8 protein-coding genes are annotated in these 9,775 nt (G+C 66.4%); 5 read left to right on the forward strand and 3 right to left on the reverse strand.

Features of this window, described 5'->3' with window-relative positions:
• The coding region (locus HY699_23460) for a GIY-YIG nuclease family protein (GenBank protein MBI4518764.1) at window positions 1–102 on the reverse strand (102 nt) is incomplete at its 3' end.
• 310 nt (window positions 103–412) lie between these two features.
• Between HY699_23460 and HY699_23465 the strand changes: the two genes are divergently transcribed.
• The 5 genes from HY699_23465 (at window position 413) to HY699_23485 (ending at window position 8,965) form a co-directional block, all read left to right on the forward strand.
• On the forward strand, window positions 413–3,922 hold the full coding sequence (locus HY699_23465; protein ID MBI4518765.1) for an AAA family ATPase: 3,510 nt from the start codon (window positions 413–415) through the stop codon (window positions 3,920–3,922).
• Between the two features lie 476 nt (window positions 3,923–4,398).
• Window positions 4,399–4,647 carry an NINE protein gene (locus HY699_23470; GenBank protein MBI4518766.1) on the forward strand — a complete coding sequence of 83 codons (249 nt, stop codon included), beginning with the start codon at window positions 4,399–4,401 and terminating at the stop codon, window positions 4,645–4,647.
• Window positions 4,648–4,737: 90 nt separating this feature from the next.
• Entirely contained in the window at window positions 4,738–5,835 is a 1,098-nt protein-coding gene (locus tag HY699_23475; protein MBI4518767.1) for a hypothetical protein, read from the forward strand.
• 250 nt (window positions 5,836–6,085) lie between these two features.
• Window positions 6,086–7,114, forward strand: a complete 1,029-nt coding sequence (locus HY699_23480; GenBank protein ID MBI4518768.1) for a tetratricopeptide repeat protein — start codon at window positions 6,086–6,088, stop codon at window positions 7,112–7,114.
• Window positions 7,115–8,110: 996 nt separating this feature from the next.
• Window positions 8,111–8,965, forward strand: coding sequence for a hypothetical protein (locus HY699_23485; GenBank protein MBI4518769.1), 855 nt, complete (start codon window positions 8,111–8,113; stop codon window positions 8,963–8,965).
• 68 nt (window positions 8,966–9,033) lie between these two features.
• On the opposite strand, the gene HY699_23490 is transcribed toward HY699_23485, so the two are convergent.
• On the reverse strand, window positions 9,034–9,270 hold the full coding sequence (locus tag HY699_23490) for a hypothetical protein (GenBank protein MBI4518770.1): 237 nt from the start codon (window positions 9,268–9,270) through the stop codon (window positions 9,034–9,036).
• The gene (locus tag HY699_23495) at window positions 9,257–9,505 is read right to left on the reverse strand and encodes a hypothetical protein (protein ID MBI4518771.1); all 249 of its coding nucleotides are present in this window, start codon (window positions 9,503–9,505) and stop codon (window positions 9,257–9,259) included. Before HY699_23495 ends, HY699_23490 begins: the two co-directional genes overlap by 14 nt.
• Window positions 9,506–9,775 lie beyond the last annotated feature (270 nt).

Consider the following 9,775-nt stretch of genomic DNA (forward strand, 5'->3'; position numbering starts at 1 on the left):
CTTATGCTGCCACACCCGCGTTGCCAGCTGTGAGGTCACCCCAATGTACAGCGTGCCGTTCCGTTTGCTGGCCAGGATGTAAACGCAGAACTGCTTGTTCATATCGCCAAACGCCAAACTGGATTCCCGCTTTCGCGGGAATGACGGCCATAACACCGAACAGGATCAGGGTCGGCACCACGTTACCCGCAAATTTGTCGCGCGCCCCCGGCAGCAGGCAGCGCTCACGGCGAGTTCCATGCCAAAGCCATCGCGGCGCCGATGCCCCCAGCCGCGTGACCGCCGCCGAAGTCAGCGGCAGCATACTGCGCCGGCAGCGTCCGATTCGTGTCGATCTTCCTTGACTCTTCGGGCCTAGTCCGACTAGAGACAGCCCGGTTGAAGCTTCACTTCGGCGGCACGAAGGCAGGTGATGAGTTCAGCACTCAGACCGCTCGGTTCGCCCGTAGGCGAACAGTCAGTTATCCGCACCCGGCGCGTGTTTGTCGGCCGCGAGCGCGAGCTGGCGCTGGTGCGTGCAGCCTTCGCCGAGACTTTGGCCGAACAGGTGCGCGCGCTCACGCTTACCGGCGAGCCGGGTATTGGCAAGAGCCGCTTGGCCGAGGAGGCGGCCAACGAAGCCTGCCGGGGTGGGGCGAGGGTGCTGTGGGGCCGGTGCTGGGAAGGTGAAGGTGCGGGCTCGTACTGGCCGTGGACCCAGGTGATCCGCAGCTACCTGGCGGGGAGCGAGCCGCAAGCATGGTGCCGTCACCTGGGGGCAGCCGCCGCCGACATCGCGACGCTGGTGCCGGAGCTGCGCCAGCAACTGCCTGAGCTGCCGGATTCGCCGCGGATCGATCCGCGGCAGGCGCGCCTGCGCTTGTTCGACACCGTGGCCAAGCTGTTGCACCAGGCCTCGCGCAGCGCCCCGTTGGTAATCGTGCTCGACGATCTCCACTGGGCCGATACCGCGTCGCTGTTGCTGCTCCAGTTTCTCGCCCAGCACCTGTGCCAAGCGCGGGTGCTGCTGTTGGCCACGTACCGAGACACCGCCGCGCCGCGCAGCCCGGGCGGGGCGCAGCTGCTGGCGCAGCTGGCGCGAGCGGCCGAGCGCGTGGTGCTGGGCGGACTGAGCCAGCCGGAGGTGGCCCACTTCGTTCACGCGCTGACTGGGCGACCGGCCTCGTTGCCGCTGGTGACCGCGGTGTATAACGCGACCGAGGGCAATCCGTTCTTCGTTGTCGAGTATCTGAGCCTGTGGCTACTAGAGGGGAGTTTTCCGACCGCCACGGCCCGCCCGCTGCCGGCGCGCCTGCGCCTGATCATTGATCGCTGGCTCGGGCAGCTCTCCGGTGCCTGCCGGCGGCTGCTCGGCATCGCGGCGGTCGCCGGGCGCGAGTTCGACGCCGAGCTGCTGGCGCAGGTTGCCGGCACCGCCTATGCGCCCGAGCTGGCGGCAACGCTGGAGGAAGCCCTGCCGGCCCGGGTGATCGTGCCGGTCGCCGGCAGTGCCACGGCTTACAGCTTCAGCCACGCCATCATTCGTGAGGCGGTTTATGAAGCTCTCGGCCAGGCGCGGCGCCTGGAGCTGCACCGAGAGGTTGGCGAAGCACTGGAGCAACGCTACGCGGCCGACCTCGACTCGCACCTGCCGGAGCTGGCGCATCACTTCTGGAACGCCGGCCATGACCGCAGAGCATACACGTATGCGCTGAGGGCGGGCGCCCAAGCCATGACCAGCTTGGCGTACGAAGAGGCCGCGCAGCATTGCGAGCGCGCGCTGGCGGCCTTCGATCTGTGCCGCGAGCGCCCGCCGCAGGCCAGCGCTGCCACCGCCAAGAGCGAGCTTGCCGAGCCCATGGCGCACGACGAGCAGCGCTGCGAACTGCTGCTGGCGCTGGCCGAGGCGCAATGGCGCGGGGGCGAGATGCCGGCGGCCAAGCAGACCTTGCGTAAGGCCGCCGCCAGCGCGCGGCGGCGGCTGCGCTTGCGCCAACATCATCGCCGCTGGGCCGTGCTGCTGGCGCGCGCCGCCCTCGGCACGGGCACGGGGCTGGTGGGCGTGGATGCCGGCGTGGTCGACCGGCAAGCCGTGGCGCTGCTGGAGGAAGCCTTGCAAGCGCTGGGGAACGGCGAGCGCAGACTGCGCGCGCGCTTGCTCGGCCGCCTGGCCGAGCACCTTTACTACGATGCCGCTGCTGCTTCTCGACGCGAGCGCTTGACGCGCGAAGCTCTGGCCATTGCCCGCACGCTCGACGACCCGGCCACGCTCCTGCATGCGCTCAGCACGCGCCTGTTTGCCATCGGTGCCCCCGATAGCTTGAGCGAGCGCCTGGTGCTGGCGCGCGAGATCATTGCGCTGGCGGAGCGGATCCAGGAGCCGGAGTTCGCCGCCAACGCCCGCGTCTGGCTGGTCACCGACCTGCTGGAACGCGGCGAACTGCCCGCTGCCGATATGGAGGCCGCGGCCGCCGCCCGCATGGCGGAGCAGCTGCGGCAACCGGCCTTGATCTGGCAAGCGGCGCTACCAAGCGCTCTGCACGCCATCCTCGCCGGCCGCTTCGAGGCCGGCGAGCGTCTGGCCAACGACGCGCTGGCACTGGGTCTGCGGGCGCAAACCCCGGATGCCTTGCACTTCTTCGGCGTGCAAATGCTGGCGCTGCGGCGCGAGTACGGCGACCTCGAGGAAGTAACTGCCGGCGCGCGCCATTTCGCCAATCAGCTGGCGCCGGTGCCGGCGTGGCGCGCGGCACTCGCCGACCTCTACGGCCGGCTCGGCCACGAGGCGGAGGCACGGCGCGAGTTTGAACACCTGGCGCGCAACGATTTCACCGATCTGCCGCGCGATCAGAACTGGTTCATCAGCATGGCACTGCTATCCGAGACCTGCGCGCGCTTGCACGACACCGCCCGCGCCGCGGTCCTGTACCGGCAGCTGCGGCCGTACGCCGAGCGCGTCGTGGTGGTGGCCCCCGCGCTGGCGAGCTGCGGCGCCGTCGCGCGCTACCTCGGTATCCTCGCTACCGTGCAAGGTCGCTGGGGTGAAGCCGCACACCATTTCGAGCACGCCCTCGCTATGAACGCGCTAATCGGAGCGCGCCCCTGCCTCGCCCACACCCAGCGTGAATACGCCGAGATGCTTTTGCGCGCACCCTCCCCCTCCCACAACCACGGTGAGGTTGAGGGCGGGCGCGAGCGCGCGCGCGGCCTCCTCGACCAAGCCATTGTTACTTACCGCGAGCTGGCCATGAGCCCTTACCTCGAGCAGGCCGAAACGCTGCGCGCTGAAACCGTCAGGCAGCTACGGCCGGCCGATACACCCGGCCTGCTGCACCCCCGTGCTGCCGGCGCCGCCCCGAACACCTTCCGCCGCGACGGCAAGCGCTGGATCCTGGCCTGGGAGAGCAAGACGCTGCAGCTCAGAGACGGCCACGGCCTGCGCTACATCGCCGAGCTGCTGCGCCGGCCGCATGCGCCGATTCACGCCGCCGAGTTGGCGAAATTGACGATGAGTGCTGACCCCGGCGAGGGCGCCGGCGCTTACCGGCAGATGTCATCGGAGCAACTGGCGCGCGAGCACTTGTCACTGTGCCGCGCCGACAGCGCGGCTCCGGCAGCCGACGGCCGCGCCAAGAGCGAATACGCCCGCCAGTTGCACGAGCTAGGCGCCGAGCTGAAAGAGGCGGAAGCCCGCAACGACCTCGGGCGCATAGCCGGCCTGCGCCAGCACATCGATGGCATCGAGACCGCGCTGACCGGCGCACTGCGGCATGCGCGCCCGGCTGATGAGCGGGTACGCAAACAGGTCTCCAATGCCATCAGCCGGGCGCTGAGTGCCATCGAGCGCCTGCACCCCGCCCTCGCCGTGCACCTGCGCCGCGGGTTGCACACCGGGAAGTTTTGCGCCTATCGGCCGCCGGGGATTGTTGACTGGGAGCTGTAAGTTAGCCGGCAGGCCGGATGTTGTGTTTTTTACTGGAAATGGTTCACCGCGTGATGCCAGGCATCACACCTGATGACCATTGTCACTACCGGCAACTTTTTTCTTGACGGCGCAGCCGTAGTTGTTTAGCCGAGGCTGCGTTGATCGCGATCACCGCATGTGGGATCGCGATGCCAGAGCGACGGCAATGACGGGATGTTCATGGCTGGCTCGTTTTTCACTCACTGTATCAGCCATGCCGGTATTGGTCGGCTCTTGGTAGGCACGGGAAAACGCGACCTCCGGGCGCGTTTTCCTGGTGAGTTCGCTGAAGCCGCGCCGCCCAAGTTGCTACGCCTTGGCGTAGCAGGTGAGGCCGAGATGTAGCGCTTTGATCGGTAGAGCCGGCTGGGCACGCGCTGCAAGCGGGGGCACAACGCCCGGCAAGGGCCAAGAGGGAAAGGGGGGAGCCAATGGAACAGCAACGTCCGCAGGTGATGGTGATCCGCACGGAGAAGTCGATGGGGACGGCTTACGCGCTGCTGATCTTGCTCGGGCAGCTGGGTCTACACCGGTTCTATCTGAACCGGGTGGGATCGGGGATTGCGCAGTTGCTGCTCGGGATCATCGGCTGGGCCACGTCGTTTCTTCTGATTGGCTTTGTGCTGCTGGTGCCGTTGTGGATTTGGCTGGTCATCGATCTGTTCATTACCGCGGGCATGGTGCGCGCGGCCAACGCGGTGTGACGTAGGTCAGCAAGAGTCATAGGAGGGGCCTTCATGTTCATGGATGCTTCAGGTTTCTTCTCTCGTCGGGGATGGCGTACCGGTGTCGTCATGCTCTCTGCCCTTGTCATCGGATGTGGTGGAGGGGGTGGAGGTGAGGGAGGCGGCGGCGCCGAAGTTTGCGCCGACCCGGAGGCGTGCACCGAGGTCGCCTCGGGCGTAGCCGTCTCGACCGTGGTCTCCTTTACCGCCGCCTTGACGGATATCCCCGGCACCGACCTGAGCGGCAGCGCGGCGGCGCTCGGCCGGGCTGGCCGGCGCCCGCTGGAAATCGCGCGGGAGCTCGCCTTGGCCGCAGTCGTGCCCGCGAGCGGCGGCGCTCAGGCAGGCGGTGCGGCGGAGTGCGGGCGCTGCCCGCTGGGCGGGACCGTCTGCGCCTCGTGCAGCGAAGGCGGCGGTAGCAGCACCGTCAGCGGGTCGTTCTCCAGTTGCAGGGGGGAAGACGACTACGGGAACACGCTGCTCATGAACGGCAATCTGTCCGTCACGGTGGGTGCCGCCGGGGTGTGCCGCACCGGTGAAGTTCCCGACGGCGTCAGCATGAGAATGCGGCTGAACGGTTTCTCGGTGGTGATCACCGATCGGTACGGGGACACCATCGGGCGGCTGACCGCGAGCTTCACGGCGAGCATCGAGCCACACGGGTACGGCTGCGCGGGTGAGGATTTCACCGAGTCTCTCGACGGCTCCTTCGACATCCAATCGGCGGAAGATGACGTCAATGGGGCATTGCGATTTCGGGCGCTGCGACTCGAGGTCGAGTCAGCTGGCTTTCCCTGTGTTCGCGACATCCGGGCCAACGGCGGCTTTGACGTCAACGACCGCGCCAACGGCCGGCGCTTTTCGCAGGACTTCCGCGAGTTCCACGTCACGCTGGCCGACGCCGGCGGTGAGATCGTAGCCACGCTGGCTGGCGGCGTGAAGATCGACTGCGTCGGCGACGTCACGCTCCAGACCCGCTCGCCGATCCGACTCGCCCGGGGCACAGCCTGCCCGCACGACGGCCTGTTGGCAGTCACCCGCTCCGAGGGCACCGGGCTGATTCATTTCACCGCGTCCGGCGGCGTCGAGTTCGACTACGACGGGAACGGGACGGTAGATGCCTTCGCCGCCAGCTGCGAGGACGAGTCAGTGAGCCAGTGCCGGTAAGCGCCAGCCTTATGAGACAAGATCCTCACCACGAATTGCGCGAAGAGCACGAAGGGAGAAGACCGGAGCGTCCCCTCCTCGGCCGACCATTGGTCCCATCTTTCACCGCCGCCTTCGTGACCTTTGTGCCCTTCGGTGAACTTCTTGTCCGGTCAGAATTAACCAAGGCCCCCGAAGGAACCGAAGGAAGGGCCATGACGGTCCCGAGAGACCGCCGAATAGGACGACAAACTCGAAGGAGGAGGCCAAGATGACGAAGCAGCAATGGCAATCGCTCGTGATGACCATGTGGCTTGCCGGTTTGGCCGGCTGTGCCGCCAAGATTCCGGTCAAGATGACCTTGCCGGCGGAGACCGATTTGTCGCGCTTCCGCCGGGTGGCGATTCTGCGCTTCCAAGGTAACGGCGGTGATCAGCTGGGCAACGCGCTGGAGGCCACCTTGATGAATGCGCAGGTCAACGGCGAGCCCTACTTCACGCTCGTCAGCCGCGACCGGCTCGATCAGGTCTTGCAGGAACAGAAGCTCGGCACCAGCGGGCTGGTCGATGACAGCAGCGCCGCCCGGGTCGGCAAGGTGCTCGGGGTCGACGGCATGATTGCCGGTTCGGTCAACGAATACGGCACCCGCGACCGCCAGTACAGCGAGGTGCGCGAGGAGACGCATGACAAGAAGACCTACCACGTCACCTACAACTGCATCGAGCGCACCGCGCGCATTCACCTGAACACCAAGTTCATCGACACTTCGACTACGGCCATCGCCATGAGCGTGCCGCTGCAAGGGCACGGCCGGGACCAGGACTGCCAGCGCGCCGGCACCCAGCTGAGCGTAATCGACAGCAACGACATGTTACGCAGCGCCACCGACGAGATGTTCGGTGCCTTTGCCAGGAAGATCGCGCCGCACGACGTGGTGGTGAACATCGAGCTGCGCGAAAAGGACGACGACATCGGCTTCTTCGGCGGCGGCGCCGAGAGCGCCAAAGCCGCCACCGAGCACATCAAGACCGGCGTCACTTACGCCAAGGGCGGCAACTGGTCGCTGGCGATCAGCTCCTGGGAGCAAGCGGCGCAGGCACACCCGAACAGCGCAGCGGCCTTCTACGACATCGGCGTGGCCTACGAAGCGCAAGGCCAGTTGGAGAAAGCCCGCGAGCAGTACCGTAAGGCCGCCCAACTGCGCGCCGAGTCGCTCTACGTCCAAGCCACCGGCACCATCGAGAAGCGCATCCGCGACCGCGAAGCCGTGCGCCGGCAAACCGAAGGGCGGCCGGAGTGAGGCGGCCCCCGGGAGAATCACGAAAGCACGACAGCTCGAAAGCACGAACCGGAGAAACGCTTGGGCGTGGTCTCGATCGACGCGGCGGCGGTCAGCGACCCCGATCGCCAGGCGAGTGATGCTGTGATGTCCCTCGGGATCTTTCGTGGTGTCGCCCTTTCGTGCTGTCGTGATCGCCTCCGCCGGACCGGAGCATCACGAAAGCACGACAGCTCGAAAGCACGAAGCGGAGAAACGCTTGGGCGTGGTCTCGATCCCCCGCCGGGACCAATTCTCGAAGCGGTCGGCGACCCTGATCGTCAGGCGAGTGGCGCGGTGATGTTTGTGGGGATCTTTCGTGTTGTCGACCTTTCGTGCTGTCGTGATCGCAGTGTCTCCTTGCAGAAGTGGGGTGTTCAAGGTCACGTTTCTGCAACAAGAAGAACGCCCGACACATTGCGGTGCGCCGGGCGAATGCGCTGTAAAGGATGACTGCGGGGTTCAGATTGAGGCGACGCATGGAAGGCACCGCCCGCAGCTGGAGCTGATTCGTCGAGAGGGTTGATGGGAGCCCAGATACGAACTGGCGATGCACCCGAGAGATCGAGAGATCGGGGAAATGCAAACGGGCGCCGCCGAGTGCAAGCCGAAGCCGGGGCATGGGGTCTCGATTTGTTTTCCACGCAAAGAGTTTCCGGCCGCCGAGAAAGGGGAACGGAACGATGACACGCATCATCACGATTGGACTTCTGATGGGCTGCCTCACCGTCTTGCGGCTGCAGCTACGCCGATGTCGCGACCAGCGGCGATGGCTCCACGCTCTACGTGACGCGCAACGGGGCCTTCTTCGGGGCGGGAAGAAAGGTGTTCGTGTGCAAACCAACGGGCGGCAAAGTGAACTGTGTCGCCGCCACCGACAGCCCGTGAGGGATGCGGCTGCCGGTTTCTGAACGCGACTGCGCGGTACTTCGCATGGAACCAGAACCAAACGGCACAGTTTCAAGCGCGCGGAAGGGAATGGCCCGAGCTGCCGTGCCCAAGGGGAGGCGGGGGCAGCCGCGGCGGAGGTTTTTCGACGACCCGAGTTTGCGGGTCGATCTGGCGGAAAGTTTTCGAGCAGACTTGCGCCAGCAGAAGCAGGCGAGCCTGGCAGCGAAGGTGCGGTCGCCGCGGGCCCGGCGGTCACGCGACGCCGTCGCTCCCAGCTCGGTGTCCCGCTATGCGGCGGGAAAGATCGCGCCGACGTTGCGTATGGCCCGGCAACTCGCCGCGGCGCTGGGCCGGCCACTGGTAGAAGCGGTGGCGGGCTTCGCGCCGCAGCATGCTCGGCCCACGCCGAGTTGGGCGCAGGTGCTGCTCACCAGCCGCACATACCGCGCGCAGGCGGCGGAGTTGATCAGCATGTTCTCGAACGTGCTGAATCTGATCCACCTCGGGGTTGTGGCGGACCGGGAGCGGCAGCACCGGCGCACCGTGCGGCCGGCCGAAGGGACGCCGGGCTACCGGTATTTCGAGATCGCGCTGGCTTCGCCAGTGCCGCCCGGTAGCGCAAGCGAGTTTCTGCTTTCGTACCAGTTGTTCGATGCCCCGCCGGTCTTTGTCGATTACGCGCGCGTTCAGCTGACACCGCGAGAGGTCCGTGGTGTCGAGCTGTGGACCAATCGCTCTTTCCGCAAGCGCCTGAGCAAACCTGCGGCGCGGGTGTGGGTGCAGACGTGGATCGACGGCAAGGCCACGGACTTCGTTGTCCGCTCCAGCCGGCCGTTCACGCTCAGCCCATTCGTCTCACGCCAGGAGCTGCCGCGACCGCGTGTCGTGGTGCCGTTCCGCCCGTGTGGCATACACCAGCACGCGCAGAGGGCCGGACGGTGATGGAAGGACCGATTGCAGCGGGCGGGCCTGCCCTGCGGCGACCCTTCGGACGTTCGGTGCGAAATGACCTAGCGGTACGCGCCGCCCCTGGTGGTGATCGCTTCCACCCACACGCTGTGTTTGTCGAAGTCCACTCGGAAGACGATGCGCCAGTCGCCAAGACGGTAGCGGAGGCTACCGGCGAACGGGCCGCGCAGAGCCCGGATGTTGCGGTGTTGCAGGTTGCCCTTCTCGAACTCCGCCAAGACGCGATCGACCCTCTCGTATGCCCGCTCGGCTTGAGGCGTGAGCCTAACCGCGAACACGCCTTTGAATCTCTCGCCACGGGCGTCCCATACCGCGCGCCGCTTGTCGCCGGCCGATGTCAATCTCCTTACGCATTGCCTCATCGCTCATCAGATCGAGCGTGGCCTCCCACTCGCCCTGGGCGCACAGATGCTCGGCGAGATCGGCGACCTGCTGCAGCTTGCTCGGTGGCAGTTCTGCCAACGCCGTGCCCAGCCGTTCAGCGATGCGGTTTCGTGCTGCGGAATTTTTCAAGGAAAGCCACCTCCATGGCAGGCAATCTAGTGGACTTCGCTCCGCGCCTCAAGAAGGCACCGCGATGGCGGTGCAGCGACGACATCGCGGATGGCGACGGAGCGTATGCAACCCACGCGACGTTTCGAGTGGGAATGCTCCCGCGGCTTTCATGTTCCGCTTCCTCGCCCGCAAACCTGCGGGAGAGGATGGAGGTGAGGGTGCCATATGCTTCATGGCGGCAGAGGCCATGCAAAACCGGGGATCTGAAGGGCGCGGTCTTGCACGCTA

It is taken from the genome of Deltaproteobacteria bacterium (assembly GCA_016210005.1).
Taxonomy (GTDB): domain Bacteria; phylum Desulfobacterota; class Binatia; order HRBIN30; family JACQVA1; genus JACQVA1.

Bases quoted from the DNA above. Each gene is read 5' to 3' on its own strand.
- HY699_23465 (MBI4518765.1), top strand. From the start codon at position 413: ATGAGTTCAGCACTCAGACCGCTCGGTTCGCCCGTAGGCGAACAGTCA.
- HY699_23470 (MBI4518766.1), top strand. From the start codon at position 4,399: ATGGTGATCCGCACGGAGAAGTCGATGGGGACGGCTTACGCGCTGCTG.
- HY699_23475 (MBI4518767.1), top strand. From the start codon at position 4,738: ATGCTCTCTGCCCTTGTCATCGGATGTGGTGGAGGGGGTGGAGGTGAG.
- HY699_23480 (MBI4518768.1), top strand. From the start codon at position 6,086: ATGACGAAGCAGCAATGGCAATCGCTCGTGATGACCATGTGGCTTGCC.
- HY699_23485 (MBI4518769.1), top strand. From the start codon at position 8,111: ATGGCCCGAGCTGCCGTGCCCAAGGGGAGGCGGGGGCAGCCGCGGCGG.